The 18,376-nt window shown below is 70.3% G+C and carries 13 protein-coding genes; 12 read left to right on the top strand and 1 reads right to left on the bottom strand.

Translation table 11 applies throughout. From position 1 onward, the window contains the following. The first annotated feature begins 119 nt into the window (after positions 1-119). Positions 120-1,403 carry an ATP-dependent Clp protease ATP-binding subunit ClpX gene (gene clpX / locus ACWCRA_RS22530; protein WP_351545469.1) on the top strand — a complete coding sequence of 428 codons (1,284 nt, stop codon included), beginning with the start codon at positions 120-122 and terminating at the stop codon, positions 1,401-1,403. 110 nt (positions 1,404-1,513) lie between these two features. On the opposite strand, the gene ACWCRA_RS22525 is transcribed toward clpX, so the two are convergent. Then, on the bottom strand, positions 1,514-2,530 hold the full coding sequence (locus ACWCRA_RS22525) for a hypothetical protein (protein WP_351545185.1): 1,017 nt from the start codon (positions 2,528-2,530) through the stop codon (positions 1,514-1,516). 136 nt (positions 2,531-2,666) lie between these two features. Here ACWCRA_RS22525 and ACWCRA_RS22520 point away from each other — a divergent pair, with 136 nt between their 5' ends. The 11 genes from ACWCRA_RS22520 (at position 2,667) to ACWCRA_RS22470 (ending at position 18,353) form a co-directional block, all read left to right on the top strand. Further along, positions 2,667-5,288, top strand: a complete 2,622-nt coding sequence (locus ACWCRA_RS22520) for a valine--tRNA ligase (protein ID WP_451068440.1) — start codon at positions 2,667-2,669, stop codon at positions 5,286-5,288. Positions 5,289-5,776: 488 nt separating this feature from the next. Then, entirely contained in the window at positions 5,777-7,288 is a 1,512-nt protein-coding gene (folC, locus tag ACWCRA_RS22515; protein ID WP_351556906.1) for a bifunctional tetrahydrofolate synthase/dihydrofolate synthase, read from the top strand. Positions 7,289-7,290: 2 nt separating this feature from the next. Continuing rightward, complete coding sequence (locus tag ACWCRA_RS22510; protein WP_351556903.1) at positions 7,291-7,635, top strand: DUF4233 domain-containing protein; 345 nt, start codon at positions 7,291-7,293, stop codon at positions 7,633-7,635. Positions 7,636-7,772: 137 nt separating this feature from the next. Then, entirely contained in the window at positions 7,773-8,186 is a 414-nt protein-coding gene (gene ndk / locus ACWCRA_RS22505) for a nucleoside-diphosphate kinase (RefSeq protein WP_351556900.1), read from the top strand. Between the two features lie 252 nt (positions 8,187-8,438). Then, the gene (locus ACWCRA_RS22500; RefSeq protein WP_351556897.1) at positions 8,439-9,458 is read left to right on the top strand and encodes a rod shape-determining protein; all 1,020 of its coding nucleotides are present in this window, start codon (positions 8,439-8,441) and stop codon (positions 9,456-9,458) included. Positions 9,459-9,623: 165 nt separating this feature from the next. Next, on the top strand, positions 9,624-10,706 hold the full coding sequence (gene mreC / locus ACWCRA_RS22495; RefSeq protein WP_351556895.1) for a rod shape-determining protein MreC: 1,083 nt from the start codon (positions 9,624-9,626) through the stop codon (positions 10,704-10,706). A gap of 13 nt (positions 10,707-10,719) precedes the next feature. Continuing rightward, entirely contained in the window at positions 10,720-11,385 is a 666-nt protein-coding gene (mreD, locus tag ACWCRA_RS22490) for a rod shape-determining protein MreD (protein ID WP_351556893.1), read from the top strand. Next, positions 11,382-13,547 carry a penicillin-binding protein 2 gene (mrdA, locus tag ACWCRA_RS22485; RefSeq protein ID WP_451068439.1) on the top strand — a complete coding sequence of 722 codons (2,166 nt, stop codon included), beginning with the start codon at positions 11,382-11,384 and terminating at the stop codon, positions 13,545-13,547. Before mreD ends, mrdA begins: the two co-directional genes overlap by 4 nt. Positions 13,548-13,550: 3 nt before the next feature. Then, a complete protein-coding gene (rodA, locus tag ACWCRA_RS22480; RefSeq protein WP_351556888.1) occupies positions 13,551-14,753 on the top strand; it encodes a rod shape-determining protein RodA in 1,203 nt (400 codons plus the stop codon). A 50-nt stretch (positions 14,754-14,803) separates the two neighbouring features. Next, positions 14,804-16,327, top strand: coding sequence for a CYTH and CHAD domain-containing protein (locus ACWCRA_RS22475; protein ID WP_351556885.1), 1,524 nt, complete (start codon positions 14,804-14,806; stop codon positions 16,325-16,327). A gap of 97 nt (positions 16,328-16,424) precedes the next feature. Further along, a complete protein-coding gene (locus ACWCRA_RS22470) occupies positions 16,425-18,353 on the top strand; it encodes a TIGR03960 family B12-binding radical SAM protein (RefSeq protein ID WP_451068438.1) in 1,929 nt (642 codons plus the stop codon). Positions 18,354-18,376 lie beyond the last annotated feature (23 nt).

Below are 18,376 nucleotides of genomic sequence, written 5' to 3'. Positions count from 1 at the left end.
ACGGCCATGTGAACCGCGCCAAGGGGGGCCCGAACGAGGGCCCCGGCAAGGTACCGTCGGATATGAGGCACCAGGAGTCGGCCGAACCAAGCCGCTCCCAGGCGAAGGGGAAGCACCTCGTGGCACGCATCGGTGATGGCGGCGACCTGCTCAAGTGCTCGTTCTGCGGAAAGAGCCAGAAGCAGGTGAAGAAGCTCATCGCAGGCCCGGGTGTGTACATCTGCGACGAGTGCATCGATCTCTGTAACGAGATCATCGAGGAGGAGCTGGCCGAGACCTCCGAGGTGCGGTGGGAGGAACTGCCCAAGCCTCGCGAGATCTACGAGTTCCTGGAGGGCTATGTGGTCGGGCAGGAGCCCGCCAAGAAGGCCCTCTCCGTCGCGGTGTACAACCACTACAAGCGCGTCCAGGCCGGTGAGACCGGCGGCGCCCAGGGCCGTGACGACGGGATCGAGCTCTCCAAGTCCAACATCCTGCTGCTGGGTCCCACCGGCTCCGGCAAGACCCTGCTGGCCCAGACCCTCGCCCGGATGCTCAATGTCCCCTTCGCCATCGCCGACGCGACGGCGCTCACGGAGGCGGGCTATGTCGGCGAGGACGTCGAGAACATTCTGCTGAAGCTGATTCAGGCGGCCGACTACGACGTCAAGAAGGCCGAGACCGGGATCATCTACATCGATGAGATCGACAAGGTCGCCCGCAAGAGCGAGAACCCGTCCATCACCCGCGATGTGTCGGGCGAGGGCGTCCAGCAGGCCCTGCTGAAGATCCTGGAGGGCACCACCGCCTCCGTACCGCCCCAGGGCGGACGGAAGCACCCGCACCAGGAGTTCATCCAGATCGACACCACCAACGTGCTCTTCATCGTGGGGGGCGCGTTCGCCGGTCTGGAGAAGATCATCGAGTCGCGGGCCGGGGCCAAGGGCATCGGCTTCGGGGCCACGATCCGCTCCAAGCGCGAGATCGAGGCGAGCAACCAGTTCCAGGAGGTCATGCCGGAGGATTTGGTGAAGTTCGGGATGATCCCCGAGTTCATCGGCCGGCTCCCCGTCATCACCTCCGTGCACAACCTCGACCGCGAGGCCCTGCTGAAGATCCTGGTCGAGCCGAGGAACGCCCTGGTCAAGCAGTACCAGCGGCTCTTCGAACTCGACGGTGTGGAGCTGGACTTCGACCGTCCGGCCCTGGAGGCCATCGCCGACCAGGCGATCCTGCGCGGCACCGGCGCCCGTGGACTGCGCGCCATCATGGAGGAGGTCCTCCAGTCGGTGATGTACGAGGTCCCGTCCCGCAAGGACGTCGCCCGCGTCGTCATCACGGCCGATGTGGTCCGCAACAACGTCAACCCGACGCTGGTGCCGAGGATCGTCAAGAACGACGGCCGCCACGAGAAGTCCGCGTAACCCCCGTCCGCACGGACCCGGCCCGGGCCCGCACGGACCCCGCACGGACAAGAGGGGCGCTCCCCGCCGGGAGCGCCCCTCTCCGTCCGCCCGGGTCCGGGCCGGGTCCGTCAGACCTTGGTGCGCGAGACGTTGTAGAGCTTGGCGGCGAGATCGGCGGTCTTCTCCGTGGGGTTGCCCGAGGAACTGCCGCCGAGCAGGGACTGCAGATCCATCGCGATCACCGCGGCGACGGTGCTGTGGTCCGCCCACACACAGATCGGGACCTCGGCGTCCTTGGGGCCACCGGAGTTGGCGGGCATGGTGAACTTGGCCTTCTGGCACTTCATCAGCGCGCCGTCGAAGCCCTCGGGAGTGACGGCCTCGGCCGTGCCGAGCAGCTCGACCCTGGTGCCGCTGTCCTCCTTCGCGGACGCGTCCCTGGCGGTCTGGAAGTAGCCGTCCAGCGCCTTCTCCGGGTCGTCGATCTCGCCCCAGAGGCCGTGCGTCATCACCATCCGCTGCTTCAGCGGCTGGTCCTTGGAACCCGCCTCATAGGTCGCCGAGACACCCTGGGGGTTCTGGACGCCGATGCCCTCGGCCTTCTTCCTGCCGTCGCCGGACGGCGTCTTCGAGTCCTCGGACTGGGACCGCTTGTAGTCCTCGAACGACGCGGGCGGCGTCAGCTTGTACCCCTTGGTGGCGCTCGCCACCCCGCCGCTCCCGCCCTCCTCGCCGGCCAGCAGGAAGTACCCGCCGGCGGCGATCACGGCGAGTGCCACCACGGACGCGCCGATGATCAGCCCGGTCTTCTTCTTCGGGGCAGGCGGCGGGGGCGGCATCTGGCCACCGGGGAACTGCGGCGGCTGCCCGTACGGCCCCGGCTGCTGCGGGGGACCCCACTGGCCGGGCTGCTGGGGCTGCCCGCCCGGCTGCTGCGGGACGCCCTGCGGGGCCTGCGGGGGGTAGCCGTACCCCGGCGCGGGCTGCTGCTGCGGGTACCCGTAGCCGGGCTGCGGGGCCTGCGGCTGCCGGCCGTACGGCCCCGGCTGGCCGTAGGGGCCCGGCTGCTCGTAGGGGCCCGGCCGGCCGTACGGCCCCGGCTGCTGGGGCTGCTGGCCGTACGGGCCCGGCTGCTGGTGGCTCATTTCTGGGTTCCCCTCCAGATATTTATGTGGTTCAGACATCCTCACCCAATCACCGCCCGGTGGAAGCGGTGGGGGTCACACCGTTACCGAACTCTCCCGTTTCAGTACGGTGCCGTGACACCTCTAAACTGGGCCCGTGACCGAGAACACTCAGCAGACGCCAGCCAGCAACCCCGAACTGCCGACCCAGTACGCGCCGGCCGAGGTGGAGGGGAAGCTGTATGAGCGCTGGGTAGAGCGCGGTTACTTCACGGCCGACGCCAGGAGCGAGAAGCCGCCGTACACCATTGTCATCCCGCCGCCGAACGTCACCGGAGCGCTCCACCTGGGCCACGCCTTCCAGGTCACCCTGATGGACGCGCTCACCCGCCGCAAGCGCATGCAGGGGTACGAGGCGCTGTGGCTCCCCGGCATGGACCACGCCGGCATCGCCACCCAGAACAAGGTCGAGCAGCAGCTCGCCGAGGAGGGCAAGTCCCGTCACGACCTCGGCCGGGAGCAGTTCACCGAGCGGGTCTGGCAGTGGAAGGAGGAGTACGGCGGAAAGATCCTCGGCCAGCTCCGCCGGCTCGGCGCCGGGCTCGACTGGAGCCGTGAGCGCTTCACCATGGACGAGGGCCTCTCCCGGGCCGTCCAGACCATCTTCAAGAACCTCTACGACGACGAGCTGATCTACCGCGCCGAGCGGATCATCAACTGGTGTCCCCGCTGTCTCACCGCGATCTCCGACATCGAGGTCGACTACCAGGACGACAACGGCGAGCTGGTCTCGCTGAAGTACGGCGAGGGAGACGAGACCCTCGTGGTGGCGACCACCCGGGTCGAGACGATGCTCGGTGACACCGCCGTCGCCGTCCACCCCGACGACCCGCGGTACGCGCACCTCATCGGCAAGCGGATCAAGCTGCCGCTGACCAACCGGACGATCCCGGTCGTCGCCGACACCCATGTCGACCCCGAGTTCGGCACCGGCGCGGTCAAGGTGACCCCCGCCCACGACCCGAACGACTTCGCCATCGGCCAGCGCCACGGCCTCGAATCCCTCACGATCATGGACGAGCGGGCGGTCATCACCGTGCCCGGTCCCTTCGAGGGGCTCGACCGCTTCGAGGCGCGCTCGGCGATCGTCGCGGCACTGCGCGAGCAGGGCCGGGTTGTGGCCGAGAAGCGCCCCTATGTCCACTCGGTGGGGCACTGCTCCCGCTGCCGGACCACGATCGAGCCGCGCCTCTCCCTCCAGTGGTGGGTCAAGGTCGGCCCGCTGGCCCAGGCGGCCGGGGACGCGGTCCGCGACGGCCGGGTGGCGATCCACCCCGCAGATCTCTCCAAGCGGTACTTCGACTGGGTCGACAACATGCACGACTGGTGCATCTCGCGCCAGCTCTGGTGGGGTCACCGCATTCCGGTCTGGTACGGCCCGAACGGCGAGACCGTCTGTGTCGGCCCCGACGAGCAGCCGCCCGCGGGCGAGGGCTGGACCCAGGACGAGGATGTCCTCGACACCTGGTTCTCCTCCGGGCTGTGGCCCTTCTCCACCCTCGGCTGGCCCGAGCGGACCGAGGACCTCGATAAGTTCTACGCCACCGATGTCCTGGTCACCGGGCACGACATCATCTTCTTCTGGGTCGCCCGGATGATGATGTTCGGTCTGTACGCCATGGACGGGGAGGCGCCCTTCCACACCGTCGCCCTGACCGGACTCGTCCGGGACGAGCACGGCAAGAAGATGTCCAAGTCCAACCCGAACTCGGTCGACCCGCTCGACTGGATGGACGCGTACGGCTCCGACGCCGTCCGCTTCACCCTGGCCCGGGGCGCCAACCCGGGGGCGGATGTGCCCATCGGGGAGGACTGGGTCCAGGCCTCCCGCAACTTCGCCAACAAGATCTGGAACGCCACCCGCTTCGCGCTGATGAACGGGGCGACGGTCGAGGGGGAGCTGCCTCCGGCGGAGCGGCTGTCGGCGGCGGACCGGTGGATTCTGTCGCGGCTGAACAAGACCGTGGCGGAGGTGGACGCGTACTACGACGACTATCAGTTCGCCAAGCTCGCGGACAGCCTCTACCACTTCGCGTGGGACGAGGTCTTCGACTGGTACGTGGAGCTGTCGAAGACCACGTACTTCGCCGGCGGCGAGCAGGCGAAGGTCTCGGCGCGTGTCCTGGGCGAGGTCCTGGATGTGACGCTGCGGCTGCTGCACCCGGTGGTGCCGTTCGTCACCGAGACGCTGTGGACGACGCTCACCGGCAAGGAGTCGCTGGTCGTCGCCGAGTGGCCGGCCGACAGCGGGTTCCGGGACGAGGCGGCCGAGAAGGAGATCGAGCTGGTCCAGCGGGTGGTGACCGAGGTGCGCCGCTTCCGCAGCGACCAGGGGCTCCAGCCGGGCCAGAAGGTCCCGGCCCGGCTCGGCCTGGACGGCACGGCGCTCGCCCCGCACGAGGCGGCGATCCGCCAGCTGCTCCGCCTCCAGCCGGAGGGGGAGGGCTTCGCGGCGACCGCGACGCTGCCGGTGGCGGGGGCGACGGTGGCGCTGGATCTGTCGGGGACGATCGATGTGGTGGCGGAGCGGAAGCGGCTGGAGAAGGATCTGGCGGCCGCGGTGAAGGAGAAGGGGCAGGCGGAGGGGAAGCTGGGGAACGAGGCGTTTCTGGCGAAGGCGCCGGATCAGGTGGTGGAGAAGATTCGCGGCCGGTTGTCGGCGGCGGAGGCGGACATCACCCGCCTGACCACCCAACTCACCCACCTCCCCTCCGCCTGACGACGCCCCGCGCATTCTCAGCCCGTCCGGGGGCACCTCCCAGAGGCAGCGACCTTCCGCGGCGGGTCCCCGCATGCTGCGGCCCGCGGTCGGGGGCCGGCCCCCGAACCCCCGCTCCTCAATCGCCGGAGGGGCTGGGGTGGTGTGCGTCCGGCGCTGGCGGGGACGGCCCGCGCGTGGAGGGCGACCCGAGCAATCCCAGCCCGTCCGGCGTTTGAGGACGGACCCTGTGCGACGGGTGCCCGCATGCTGCGGGCCTCGGTCGGGGGCCGGCCCCCGAACCCCCGCTCCTCAATCGCCGGAGGGGCTGAGTGGACCCAGCCCGTCCGGCGCTTGAGGACGGACGCCGCGCCCCGGGGGGCCCGGGCATTCCAGCTCGTCCGGGGGCAGCTCCCGGGGAGATGGCGGACGGACCCCGTGCAACAGGACCCCGCGCACCGCGGGGCGGCCGGGAGGCCGGGGGGCGGGGGGCGCCTAGACTGGGGGGCGTGAGTGAGCATCCCGCCGACCGCCCCGCAGACCCCGACCGCTTCGACGAGATCATCGAAGCCGAGACCGACCGCGATCCCGACCTGGCGGTGATCGAGGCCGGCAGCCGCACCCTGCGCGCCCAGGCCGGAGCCCCCCAGCCCGACTCCGTCCCCGCCCGCCCCGCCGACCCCGAGGTCGACCGCGCCCTGCGCGCGGTCGAGGCGGATCTGGCGAACCGCTGGGGCGAGACCAAGCTCGACCCCTCGGTGACCAGGATCGCCGCGCTGATGGACGTCCTGGGCGAGCCGCAGCGCGCCTACCCCTCCATCCACATCACCGGCACCAACGGCAAGACCTCCACCGCCCGGATGATCGAGGCCCTGCTCTCCGCCTTCGAGCTGCGCACCGGCCGCTACACCTCCCCGCACGTGCAGTCGATCACCGAGCGCATCAGCCTCGACGGCGCCCCCATCGACCCCGAGCGCTTCATCTCCACGTACGAGGACATCAAGCCGTACGTCGAGATGGTCGACACGGCCCAGGAGTACCGGCTCTCCTTCTTCGAGGTGCTCACCGGAATGGCGTACGCCGCCTTCGCCGACGCCCCGGTGGACGCCGCCGTGGTCGAGGTCGGCATGGGCGGCACCTGGGACGCCACCAATGTGATCGACGCCTCCGTCGCCGTGGTCACCCCGATAGACCTGGACCACACCGACCGGCTCGGCTCCACCCCCGCCGAGATCGCGGTGGAGAAGTCCGGGATCATCAAGCAGGGCGCGACCGTGATCCTGGCGCAGCAGCCGGTGGACGCGGCCCAGGTGATGCTGAAGAAGGCCGTCGAGGTCGACGCCACCGTCGCCCGCGAGGGCATGGAGTTCGGGGTGGTCTCCCGCGAGGTCGCCGTCGGCGGCCAGCAGCTCACCCTGCGCGGCCTCGGCGGTGAGTACGGCGAGATCTTCCTCCCGCTCTACGGCGCCCACCAGGCGCACAACGCGGCGGTGGCCCTCGCGGCGGTCGAGGCGTTCTTCGGTGTCGGCGCGGACCACGCGCGGACCCTGGACGCGGACACCATCCGCAAGGCGTTCGCCGCCGTCTCCTCGCCCGGCCGGCTGGAGGTCGTGCGGCGCAGCCCCACGGTCGTGCTGGACGCGGCCCACAACCCGGCGGGCGCCCGGGCGGCGGCCGACGCCGTCACCGAGGCGTTCGGGTTCTCCCGGCTGATCGGGGTGGTCGGCGCGAGCGGCGAGAAGGATGTCCGGGGGCTGCTCGAAGCCTTCGAGCCGATCTTCGCCGAGGTGGTCGTCACCCAGAACTCCAGCCATCGCGCGCTGGACGCCGACACCCTCGCGGCCGTCGCCGTGGAGGTCTTCGGCGACGACCGGGTGGTGGTCGAGCCCCGGCTCGACGAGGCGATCGAGACGGCGATCACCCTCGCGGAGGAAGAGGCCGAGTACGCGGGCGCCGGGGTGCTGGTGACCGGCTCGGTGATCACGGTCGGGGAAGCCCGGCTGCTGCTCGGGAGGGGCTGACCATGCGCATGCTCTGTTCGTCCACGCTGATCGGCGAGTTCTTCATCGTCGCCTTCGCGGGTCTGGTCGCCATGAAGGACCCGGATCTGTCGACGGGCACGGTCTGGACGGTCTGCGGGATCGTCATGGCCCTGTCGGTCCTGCTCTGCGGGATGGTCACCCGCCCGGGCGGGGTGCAGCTCGGCTGGGCGCTCCAGATCGGTCTGGTGCTGAGCGGTTTCATCGTGCCCATCATGTTCTTCCTGGGCGCGTGCTTCGCGGGCCTGTGGTGGGCGTCGGTGCACTACGGCCGCAAGATCGACGAGGCGAAGGCCCGCTGGGCCGACCAGGCGCGCGTCCAGGCCTGAGTCCGCGTGAGCCCCGTCCGCGCGCGGCGGACGGCACCCGGTTGACCGGTGGTCAGGTCCGGGTGCCGCCCCCGGGGCGGCCCCCTGTAATCTCGGCTCACCGCACATGTGTATGCCTGCAAGGAGAGCCTCACACCATGACCCAGCGCACCCTCGTCCTCCTCAAGCCCGACGCGGTCCGGCGCAAGCTGGTCGGCGAGATCATCGGCCGGATCGAGGCCAAGGCCGGCTGGACCATCGGCGCGCTGGAGCTGCGCACGCTCGACCAGGAGACCCTGGAGCAGCACTACGGTGAGCACCGGGGCAAGCCGTTCTACGAGCCGCTGGTCGCGTTCATGGCCTCCGGCCCGGTCGTGGCGCTGATCGTCGAGGGCGAGCGGGTCATCGAGGGCGTGCGCAAGCTCGCGGGCCCCACCGACCCCATCGCGGCCGAGCCCGGCTCCATCCGGGGCGATTTCGGCACCATCGTCCGCGAGAACCTGATCCATGCCTCGGACTCCGAGGAGTCCGCCATTCGGGAACTGAAGATTTTCTTTCCGGGACTTTCCTGACCCCGCATCAGCCAAACAGCGCTCATGACCTGGGGCGACCGATGTAATTCGGTCGCCCTTCGGCATATGCGAACGCAATGCGGGAACGGATCGCTGCGACACCTCGTCACCTAAAGAGAGGTGGACCACCGCGCCGTGTCCGTGGAGGCGGCATTACGATGGAAGCCTCACGCCACAGCACCCACCTCGCCATCCTGAAAAGTCGTCAACGCTCGATTTGGGAAGGCCAGACGCATCCTCATGGGGAACAAAATGTCGTTCATCGGCCGTGACATGGCTGTCGACCTCGGGACCGCCAACACGCTGGTGTACGTCAGAGGCAAGGGGATCGTTCTCAACGAGCCGTCCGTCGTCGCCATCAACACCAACACCGGCGGCATTCTGGCGGTCGGCTCCGAGGCGAAGAAGATGATCGGCCGGACGCCGGGCAACATCGTTGCCGTCCGGCCGCTGAAGGACGGCGTCATCGCCGACTTCGAGATCACCGAGCGGATGCTCCGCTACTTCATCCTCAAGATCCACAAGCGCCGCTATCTCGCCCGCCCGCGCGTGGTCGTCTGTGTGCCCTCCGGTATCACGGGAGTCGAGCGCCGCGCGGTCATCGAGGCGTCGACCCAGGCCGGCGCCCGCCAGGTGCACATCATCGAGGAGCCCATGGCCGCGGCCATCGGCTCCGGCCTCCCGGTCCACGAGGCCACCGGCAATATGGTCGTCGACATCGGCGGCGGCACCACCGAGGTCGCCGTCATCTCGCTGGGCGGAATCGTCACCGCGCAGTCCATCCGGGTCGCCGGCGACGAACTGGACAACGCGATCATTCAGCACATCAAGAAGGAGTACTCGCTCCTGCTCGGTGAGCGCACCGCGGAACAGATCAAGATCACTATTGGTTCCGCCTACGACATGGACCAGGACGAGCACACCGAGATCCGCGGCCGCGACCTGGTGTCGGGGCTGCCGAAGACCGTGGTCATCTCGGCCGCCGAGGTCCGCAAGGCGATCGAGGAGCCGGTCAATTCCATCGTCGACGCCGTCAAGACCACCCTCGACAAGTGCCCGCCCGAGCTGTCGGGCGATGTGATGGACCGGGGCATCGTCCTCACCGGCGGCGGCGCCCTGCTGCGCGGACTCGACGAGCGGCTCCGCCGCGAGACCGGTATGCCCATCCACATCGCCGAGGACCCGCTGGACTCGGTGGCCCTCGGCTCCGGCAAGTGCGTGGAGGAGTTCGAGGCGCTGCAGCAGGTCCTCGACGCCCAGCCGCGCCGTTAGCCGTGCCGCCGGCCCCGCCGCCACGACCGGGGCGGGGCCCGGCCGTACCCCCCCGGGCTCCCACGGCCCCGGGGGGAACCCCTGTACGGGTGTCGGCCAACCCGTACGGCAGATCGTTGATATACAGACATCTCCATTCCTACGAGGAAGGCACGGCCGCCGCACGTGAGGGACACACGAGAGAGCCGTCTGCTCCTGGTGCTGCTGATCGCCATCGCGTTCGCTTTGATCACGGTGGACATCCGCGGGGGCGAGGACTCACCGATCGACGGCGCCCGGCAGGCAGCCGCCACCGTCTTCGGACCGGTGGAGAACGGCGTCGCGTCGGCGGTCAACCCGGTCGGCAACGCCATCGGGGCCGTACGGGACTCCGGCGAGCGCCATGACCGCATCAGCGTCCTGGAGCGGGAGAACGCGGAGCTGAGGGCCAGACTCGGCAGCGACGACCGGCACCGCAGCCGCGCCCGCGAGCTGGACAGGATGCTCAGGACGGCGGGCGCAGGACAGTACGGCATCAAGGGCGCCGAGGTCATCGCCATAGGAGCGGCCCAGGGCTTCTCCTGGACGGTCACCATCGACATCGGCTCCCGGGACGGCATCACGCGCGACATGACCGTCCTCAACGGGGACGGACTCGTCGGCCGGGTCACCACCGTGGGCCCGCACACCGCCACCGTCCTCCTCGCCAACGACCCCGACTTCGCCGTCGGCACCCGGATGGAGAAGAGCGACGAACTGGGCTTCGCCACCGGACAGGGCGACCGCCCGCTCTCGGTCCAGCTGCTCAACGGCAAGCACAAGGTGCGGAAGGGCGACCGTCTGGTCACCTTCGGCTCGCAGGCCGATAAGCCCTTCGTGCCGGGCGTCCCCATCGGTGAGGTGGTCCGCGTCGACCCCTCGGGCGGCGATCTGACCCGGACTATCTACGTCGACCCGTATGTCGGCTTCAGCAAGCTCGACATCGTCGGCGTCGTCGTCCAGGCCCCGCGCACCGACCCCCGGGACACCGTGCTGCCGGCCAAGCCCGCCGGGCCCCGGCCGACACCGACCGTCACGGTCACGGTCACCCCGAGCGGACCCGCCGGGCAGAACATCGCCGAGGCCCAGGGCGGCGACACCGGCCGGCTGCCGGACACCGGCCCGTCCTCCGGCACCGGCCAGGCCCCCGCGCCCGGCCGGAGCCCCGCCGCTCAGGCCCCCGGCGGCAGCCAGGCACCGGGCGCCCGCCCGACCCATGAGCAGCAGTAGGAGCTGATCCGTCATGCGAGTCAACCGGACGCTTCTCTCCACGGCCCTCGTCGTGGTCGCCCTCGTCCTCCAGGTCTCCGTACTCTCCCGGCTCCAGCTCCCCGGCGCCGTCCCCGATCTGCTGCTCCTCACCGTCCTCGGACTCGCCCTGGTCTACGGGCATGTCGCCGGCGCGTTCATCGGCTTCGGCGCCGGACTCCTCGCCGACCTCGCGCCCCCCGCCGACCACGCCGCGGGGCGGTACGCCCTGGTCCTGTGCGTCATCGGCTATCTGGTCGGCCTCGCCCGCCCCGAGAACGGCAGACTGAAGTCCGCCACCGTCCCCATGCTCGTGGTCGTCGCCGCCGCCGTCGGCTCCACCCTGCTGTACGCGGGCGTGGGCGCCCTCGTCGGTGACACCGCCGCCCGCCATGTGGGCCTCGGCAATCTGCTGTTCACCGCCGCTGTCTACGATCTGCTGCTGGCGCCGTTCACCGTGCCGTTCATCATGGCGCTGGCCCGCCGCACCGACAACGATCCGCTCGCCGACACCCAGAGCGGCGCCGGCGATGTCTCATCGGGGTGGCTCGCCTCCGGCACCGGGCTGCGCATCGGCACCCAGCGCGGCGGCATGCGCCTCAAGGCCGCGCGCAACCGGGCCGCCCGCGCCGGACGCATCAAGGGGGTCAAGCGACTGTGAGCAACATCCCGGAGACCGGCCGGACCCCACGGGTCCAGATCCGGCTCGTCGTCATCCAGGTCCTGGTCTTCTCGCTGCTGCTCACCCTCGGCGGGCGGCTGTGGTACCTCCAGATCCGCAACGGCCAGGAGTACACCGACGAGGCCAAGAACAACGGCGTGCAGCGTGTGGTCCAGCCCGCCGTCCGGGGCTCCATCCTCGACTCCCGGGGCGTCGCCCTCGCCGACAACGAGACCCGGCTCGTGGTCTCCGCCTCCCGCACCGAGCTGATGAAGATAAAGGACGACGGGAAGGCCGTGCTCGCCCGTCTCGCGGGCGTCCTCGGCATGTCGCCCAAGGAGGTCCAGGACAAGGTCAGGCTCTGCGACTCCAAGACCCCCAAGCCCTGCTGGAACGGCTCCCCCTACCAGCCGATCCCCGTCACCGACGAGGCCACCACGCAGCAGGCGCTCCAGATCCGCGAGCGCGCCGAGGACTTCCCCGGCATCACCGCCGAGCCCACCGCCGTCCGCCGCTACACGGCGCCCGGCAAGGCCAACACCGCCCAGGTGCTCGGCTATCTCTCCCCCGTCACCGACGCGGAGATCGAGAAGGCCAAGGACACCGAGTCCCCGTTCCTCCGCTCCGACCAGGTCGGCCGCTCCGGTCTGGAGCGCACCTACGACCACGCGCTGCGCGGCAAGGCCGGTGTCACCCGCTACGAGGTCGACAACCTCGGCCGGGTCATCGGCGAGGCCGACCGCGACAAGGCCCAGCCCGGCGCCAACCTCGTCACCTCCATCGACGCCCGTGTCCAGGCCGTCGCCGAGTACGAGCTGAACGAGGCGATGAAGGCCGCGCGCAAGGAGATCGACAAGAACAACACCGGGGTGAACTACAAGGCCGACGCGGGCGCCGTCGTGGTCATGGAGAACCGGACCGGCCGCGTCATCTCGATGGCCTCCCTGCCCACGTACGACCCCAACGCCTGGGTCGGCGGCATCTCCGGCAGGGACTACCAGCAGCTCACCGACAAGGCGTCCAACTACCCGCTGCTCAACCGGGGCATCCAGGGCCAGGCGGCGCCCGGCTCGATCTTCAAGGTGATCTCCTCCACCGCCGCCGTCAACGCGGGCTACGACTTCGACGCCAACTACCCCTGCCCCTCCTCCCTCTCCTTCGGCGGGCGCGAGTTCAAGAACTTCGAGTCCAAGGGGTACGGCTCCATCAACCTCGGCCGCGCCCTGGAGGTCTCCTGCGACACCGTCTACTACGGGCTCGCGCACCGCGAGTGGGTCAAGGACGGCGGCATCAACCCGAAGAAGGACCCCAAGGACTGGTTCTACCGCACCGCCCACCAGTTCGGTCTGGGCAAGAAGACCGGTATCGACCTCACCAGCGAGGTCCCCGGCCGGGTCCCCGACCGCCAGTGGAAGCAGAGCTACTGGGAGCAGCTCAAGGGCACCTGGTGCAAGGAGGGCAAGAAGGGCGGCAGCTACGTCGAGCAGATCGCGTACGAGAACTGCCTCGAAGGCAACCGGATGCGCGCCGGTGACTCCGTCAACTACTCCATCGGCCAGGGAGACACCCTCGTCACCCCGATACAGATGGCGACGATCTACGCGGCGATCTCCAACGGCGGCACGCTCTACCAGCCCACCGTCGGGCGGGCCGTGGTCAGCGCCGACGGCAGGGAGGTGACGGAGATCAAGCCGAAGCCGGCCGGCAAGCTCCCCATGGACACCGCCACCAACCGGAAGATAAACGACGCCCTCGCGGGGGTCGCGACCCGGGGCTCGGCCGCCTGGCGGTTCGGCGGCTGGCCGCAGGACGACATCCCGATGCACGCCAAGACCGGCACAGCGGAGGTCTACGGCAAGCAGACCACCTCGTGGTTCGCCTCGTACACCGACGACTACACCATCGTCATGACCATCTCCCAGGGCGGTACGGGCTCGGGCGCTTCGGGGCCCGCCGTCCGCAAGATCTACGAGGCGATGTACGGGCTCGACGAGAAGGGCAACCAGGATCTGAAGCGCGCCCTGCTGCCCGCCCCGCAGAAGGCGCTCCCGAGGATCGGCGCCGACGGCACCATCGACGCGCCCCGGATCAAGCCGTACCAGCCGCGCAAGCCGCTGGAAGAGAACCAGCAGCTCGCGGGGCCGCCCGCGCGAAGGGACTGAGGCATGGCCGGCACCAATGGCTTCTCCGTCTCCGGATACGGCCCCCGGCGCGACGGGCTCTGGTCCCAGCTCTCCGCCCGCGACTCGGTGGTCCGCCGGCTCGACTGGCCGCTGCTCCTCGCCGCCTTCCTGCTCTCCGGGATCGGCGCCCTGCTGGTCTGGTCGGCGACCCGCGGCCGGACCGAGCTGACCGGCGGCGACCCCTACGACTTCCTCTTCCGCCACATACTGAACACCGGTATCGGCATCGCGCTGATGATCGGCACCGTCTGGCTCGGCCACCGCACCCTGCGCGGCGCCGTCCCGGTCCTCTACGGGCTCTCCGTGCTGCTCATCCTGCTGGTGCTCACCCCGCTCGGCGCCACCATCAACGGCGCGCACGCCTGGATCGTCATCGGCGGCGGCTTCTCCATCCAGCCCTCCGAGTTCGTGAAGATCACGATCATTCTGGGGATGGCGATGCTGCTCGCCTCCCGGGTCGACGCCGGCGATCTCGCCCACCCCGACCACCGCACCGTCGCCAAGTCGCTGGGCATCGCCGTCCTGCCGATGGCGATCGTCATGCTGATGCCGGACCTCGGCTCGGTGATGGTGATGGTCGTCATCATGCTGGGCGTGCTGCTCGCCTCCGGGGCGTCCAACCGCTGGATTCTCGGGCTGATCGGCAGCGGAGTCGCGGGCGCCGTCCTCGTCACCGCCCTCGGTCTGCTGGACGAGTACCAGATCAACCGGTTCGCGGCCTTCGCCAACCCCGAACTCGACCCGGCCGGTGTCGGCTACAACACCAACCAGGCCCGGATCGCGATCGGCTCCGGCGGGCTGCTGGGCACCGGCCTCTTCAAGGGCTCCCAGACCACCGGCCAGTTCGTCCCCGAGCAGCAGACCGACTTCGTCTTCACCGTCGCCGGCGAGGAGCTGGGCTTCGTCGGCGCCGGACTGATCCTCGTACTCCTCGGTGTGGTGCTCTGGCGGGCCTGCCGGATCGCCCGCGAGACCACCGAGCTGTACGGCACGATCGTCGCCGCCGGCATCATCGCCTGGTTCGCCTTCCAGTCCTTCGAGAACATCGGGATGACGCTCGGCATCATGCCCGTCGCCGGGCTGCCGCTGCCGTTCGTCTCCTACGGCGGCTCGTCGATGTTCGCCGTCTGGGTGGCGATCGGACTGCTCCAGTCGATCAGGGTGCAGCGGCCGATAACGGCATAAGTGCTGGTGTGGGGGTCCCGTCGGCAGGCTTCGCGAACTAGATTCGGTGCATGGCGGACACCAAGCGCGAAATCGAGCGGAAGTACGAAGCCACCCCCGAGACCCGGCTCCCCGATCTGACCGGGACGGCCGGGGTCTCGGCCGTCGCCGCGCAGGACACGGCCGAGCTGGACGCGGTCTACTACGACACGGACGATCTACGGCTCGCCGCGGCCTCCATCACCCTGCGCCGGCGCACCGGCGGCGGCGACGCGGGGTGGCACCTCAAACTGCCCGTCGCCCCCGGGGTACGGGACGAGATCGCCGCCCCCCTCTCCTGGCAGCTCCCGCGCCCCCTCCAGGGCCTGATCAGGGCCCGGGTCCGGCAGGCCCCGGTCAGCCCCGTGGTGCGGCTGCGCTCCACCCGCGAACTCCACCATCTCCTCGACGCCGACGGCACGCTCCTCGCCGAGCTGAGCCGGGACGCCGTCCGCGCCCAGCGGCTGAGCGGCGGCGACACGGAGGCCGCCTGGGACGAGATCGAGGTCGAGCTGGCGGACGGGGCCGACCCCAAGGTCCTCGACCGGATCGACAAACAGATGCGCAAGGCCGGTCTGGTGCCCGCCACCGCCCCGTCGAAGCTGGCCCGGGCGCTGGAGGAGACCGGTTTCACCGCCGATCCGGCCGTGGCACCGGCCGCGCCGGACGGCACCGACGCGGGCGGCCACATCCTCGCCTACCTCCGTGAGCAGGCCGCGGCGCTGCTCGCCCACGACCCCGGGGTGCGGCGCGACCTCCCCGACGCCGTCCACCAGATGCGCGTCGCCACCCGGCGGCTGCGCAGCGCCTTCCGCACCTACCGCAAGATCCTCGACCGCACGGTGACCGACCCGCTCGGCGAGGAGCTGAAGTGGCTGGCCGGAGAGCTGGGGGTCGCCCGTGACCAGGAGGTTCTCGCCGAACGGCTGCGCGAGCGGATCGACGCCCTGCCGCGCACCCTGCTGCTGGGCCCGGTGCGCGGCCGGCTCCGCATCTGGTCCGTCGCCCAGGGCTCGGGCGCCCGCCGCCGAGCCGTCGCCACCCTCGACAGCCCCCGCTATCTGGCCCTGCTGGACGCCCTGGACGCGCTGCTGGCCCACCCGCCGCGGCTCAGGGCCGCGTCCGGCGCCCCGGGCACGGTCCTCCCCAAGGCGCTGGTGAAGGAGTACGAGCGGCTGGCGGCCCGGGTCGGCAGCGCGCTGGACCTCGCCCCGGGCCCGGAGCGCGATCTGGCCCTGCACGACGCCCGCAAGGCCGCCAAGCGCGCCCGGTACGCGGGCGAGGCGGCGACCCCCGCGCTCGGCCGCCCCGCCAAGCGGTTCGCCAAGCGGATGAAGGCCGTGCAGACCGTGCTCGGCGACCACCAGGACAGTGTGGTGGCCCGCGACACCCTGCGGCATCTGGCGGTCCTGGCGCACGCGGCGGGGGAGTCCGCCTTCACCTGGGGACTGCTGTTCGGACAGGAGCAGCGCGCGGCCGCCGACCGCGAGCGGGAGCTGCCCGGAGTGTGGGCCGAGGCCGCCGATCCGCGGCTCCGCGAGGACCTCGGCGGCTGACCGCGCGGCCCCGGCCGGGTCCCGGGCCGTGCGGGGGCGGCTCTCCGGCGCGTTACGCTGGGGAGTCGCCCCCTTGCCAGCTCACGAAAGTCCCGAGATGTCTGCTGCTGAGTCGGTCTTCCCACAGCTCGAAGCTCTGCTCCCGCATGTGCAGAAGCCCATCCAGTACGTCGGAGGTGAGCTGAACTCCACCGTCAAGGAGTGGGACGCGTGCGAGGTGACCTGGGCGCTCATGTACCCGGACGCGTACGAGGTCGGCCTCCCCAACCAGGGCGTCATGATCCTCTACGAGGTGCTCAACGAGCGCGAGGGCGTCCTCGCCGAGCGCACCTACAGCGTCTGGCCCGACCTCGAAGAGCTGATGCGCGAGCACGGCGTGCCCCAGTTCACCGTGGACTCGCACCGGCCCGTCGGCGCCTTCGACCTCTTCGGCCTCAGCTTCTCCACCGAGCTGGGCTACACCAATATGCTCACCGCCCTCGATCTCGCGGGCATCCCGCTGGAGGCGCGGAACCGCACGGTGGACCACCCGATCGTCCTCGCGGGCGGCCACGCGGCCTTCAACCCCGAGCCGATCGCCGAGTTCATCGACTGCGCCGTCATCGGCGACGGCGAGCAGGCCGTCCTCGACATCACCGAGATCGTCCGCGCCTGGAAGGCGGAGGGCCGCCCCGGTGGGCGCGAGGAGGTGCTGCTGCGGCTCGCGAAGACCGGCGGGGTCTATGTCCCCGGTTTCTACGACGTCGAGTATCTGCCCGACGGCCGGATCGGCCGGGTCGTGCCCAACCGCTCGGGCGTCCCGTGGCGGGTCTCCAAGCACACCGTCATGGACCTGGACGAGTGGCCCTACCCCAAGCAGCCCCTCGTCCCCCTCGCCGAGACCGTCCACGAGCGGATGTCCGTCGAGATCTTCCGCGGCTGCACCCGCGGCTGCCGTTTCTGCCAGGCCGGCATGATCACGCGCCCCGTGCGGGAGCGAAGCATCACCGGCATCGGCGAGATGGTCGAGAAGGGTCTCAAGGCGACCGGCTTCGAGGAGGTGGGACTGCTCTCGCTCTCCAGCGCCGACCACTCCGAGATCGGCGATGTCGCCAAGGGCCTCGCCGACCGGTACGAGAAGGACAAGATCGGCCTCTCCCTCCCCTCCACCCGGGTCGACGCCTTCAATGTCGACCTCGCCAACGAGCTGACCCGCAACGGCCGCCGCTCCGGGCTCACCTTCGCGCCCGAGGGCGGCTCCGAGCGGATGCGCAAGGTCATCAACAAGATGGTCTCGGAGGAGGATCTGATCCGCACCGTCGCCACCGCGTACGGCAACGGCTGGCGGCAGGTGAAGCTGTACTTCATGTGCGGCCTCCCCACCGAGACCGACGAGGACGTCCTCCAGATCGGGGACATGGCGGTGAATGTCATCGCCAAGGGCCGCGAGGTCTCCGGCTCCCAGGACATCCGCTGCACCGTCTCCATCGGCGGCTTCGTCCCCAAGCCGCACACCCCCTTCCAGTGGGCCCCGCAGCTCAGCGCCGAGGACACCGACGCCCGGCTCACCAAGCTCCGTGACAAGATCCGCGGCGACAAGAAGTACGGCCGCTCCATCGGCTTCCGCTACCACGACGGCAAGCCGGGCATCGTCGAGGGCCTGCTCTCGCGCGGCGACCGCCGCGTCGGCTCCGTCATCCGCGCCGTCTACGAGGACGGCGGGCGCTTCGACGGCTGGCGCGAGCACTTCTCGTACGACCGCTGGATGGCCTGCGCCGACAAGACCCTCCCCGAGTACGGGGTGGACGTCGACTGGTACACCACCCGGGAGCGCACCTACGAGGAGGTGCTGCCCTGGGACCACCTGGACTCCGGTCTGGACAAGGACTGGCTCTGGGAGGACTGGCAGGACGCCCTCGACGAGACCGAGGTCGAGGACTGCCGCTGGACGCCGTGCTTCGACTGCGGGGTCTGCCCGCAGATGGACACCCACATCCAGATCGGCCCCACCGGCAAGAAGCTGCTGCCGCTCACCGTCGTCAAGTAGCCGCACCACAGGGCCCGGTCACC

Source organism: Streptomyces sp. NPDC001889 (genome assembly GCF_053594535.1).
This window is presented reverse-complemented; position numbering and strand designations above follow the sequence as displayed.

Bases quoted from the DNA above. Each gene is read 5' to 3' on its own strand.
- ACWCRA_RS22525 (WP_351545185.1), bottom strand. From the start codon at position 2,530: ATGAGCCACCAGCAGCCGGGCCCGTACGGCCAGCAGCCCCAGCAGCCG.
- ACWCRA_RS22510 (WP_351556903.1), top strand. From the start codon at position 7,291: ATGCGCATGCTCTGTTCGTCCACGCTGATCGGCGAGTTCTTCATCGTC.
- ndk (WP_351556900.1), top strand. From the start codon at position 7,773: ATGACCCAGCGCACCCTCGTCCTCCTCAAGCCCGACGCGGTCCGGCGC.
- ACWCRA_RS22500 (WP_351556897.1), top strand. From the start codon at position 8,439: ATGTCGTTCATCGGCCGTGACATGGCTGTCGACCTCGGGACCGCCAAC.
- mreD (WP_351556893.1), top strand. From the start codon at position 10,720: ATGCGAGTCAACCGGACGCTTCTCTCCACGGCCCTCGTCGTGGTCGCC.
- rodA (WP_351556888.1), top strand. From the start codon at position 13,551: ATGGCCGGCACCAATGGCTTCTCCGTCTCCGGATACGGCCCCCGGCGC.
- ACWCRA_RS22475 (WP_351556885.1), top strand. From the start codon at position 14,804: ATGGCGGACACCAAGCGCGAAATCGAGCGGAAGTACGAAGCCACCCCC.
- ACWCRA_RS22470 (WP_451068438.1), top strand. From the start codon at position 16,425: ATGTCTGCTGCTGAGTCGGTCTTCCCACAGCTCGAAGCTCTGCTCCCG.